This is a genomic window from Nesterenkonia flava, from assembly GCF_031432335.1.
Lineage (GTDB): Bacteria > Actinomycetota > Actinomycetes > Actinomycetales > Micrococcaceae > Nesterenkonia > Nesterenkonia flava.
Genome location: NZ_JAVKGT010000077.1, coordinates 1 through 1184 on the forward strand (window position 1 = coordinate 1; position 1184 = coordinate 1184).

At 65.4% G+C, this 1184-nt stretch carries 2 protein-coding genes; one reads left to right on the top strand and one right to left on the bottom strand.

Annotated elements, in window-relative coordinates; translation table 11 throughout:
• Positions 1-245, bottom strand: a 245-nt coding sequence (locus RH857_RS13510; protein ID WP_310538497.1) for a hypothetical protein, incomplete at its 3' end; no start/stop codon positions are given.
• Between RH857_RS13510 and RH857_RS13515 the strand changes: the two genes are divergently transcribed.
• A partial coding sequence (locus RH857_RS13515; protein WP_310538496.1) for an ISL3 family transposase occupies positions 132-1184 on the top strand: 1053 nt, incomplete at its 3' end. The genes RH857_RS13510 and RH857_RS13515 overlap by 114 nt on opposite strands.

Here is a 1184-nt window from a genome sequence, read left to right on the forward strand (position 1 = left end):
GGAGCAGCGGCGTGGCGGTGGCTGGATAAGAGTCGAGGCCTTCCGATGATGGAGGTTCCTACGCCTTCCACTCGAAAGACCTCGACGTGCTCAAGCCTACTTTCACCTGTCCTGACCTCAACAGTTTCTGCCTGCTCGATGCGCTCGGGCTCGTCGTCACCGGCCAGCTGATCCGTCGTGACCAGGCGATCCTGGAATGCCGAGTCGCTGAGGATGATCCGTGGTGCCGGGGCTGCGGCGGCCAAGGCGTGCCCAGAGGCACAGTGATACGGAAGTTGGCGCACCTACCACTGGGGTGGCGGCCCACCGCTCTCTGGGTCCGGGTCCGCCGGTATCGGTGCGCCGACTGTGCCAGGGTCTGGCGGCAAGATACATCCCAGGCTGCGGCCCCGCGGGCGAAGCTGAGCAGGCATGCGGTGCTGTGGGCGCTGAAATCAGTGGTCATCGACAGGATGTCTATCGCTCGGGTTGCGGCCGCCCTGGCTGCTTCGTGGCACACCGTCAACGACGCGGTGCTCACCGCCGGCCGGCAGCTGTTGATTGAGGACCCCACCCGGTTCGACGGGGTGAAAGTCATCGGGGTTGATGAGCACTGCTGGCGCCACACCGGCAAGGGGTCGCACTACGTCACTGTGGTCATCGACCTGACCCCGGTCCGCGCCGGGATCGGGCCTGCCCGGCTGCTGGACATGGTCCCGGGTCGGTCCAAGGCCGTGTTCAAGACCTGGCTGGACGCCCAGACCCAGGGCTTCCGAGAAGGCATTGAGGTGGTGGCCATGGACGGGTTCTCCGGGTTTAAGACCGCCACCAGCGAAGAGCTCCCCGAAGCGGTAGCGGTGATGGATCCCTTCCACGTCGTTGCCTTAGCCGGGGACGCCTTGGATCAAGCCCGCCAGCGGGTTCAGCGTGAGACCACCGGGCACCGCGGGCGATCAGGTGATCCCCTCTACGGGGCACGTAGAACGTTGCGCACCGGGGCGGATCTGCTCACCGATCCTCAGGACCGCAAGCTGACCGCGGTATTCGCCGCCGATGAGCACGTGGAAGTTGAGGCGAGCTGGCGGATCTATCAGAAGATCGTCGCCGCCTACCGGTGCCCGTCGAAGCCCATGGGCAAGCAGATACTCACCGAGGTCATCCGCTCCCTGCGTCGCGGGATTCCCGTGAAGCTGGTCGAGTTAAAG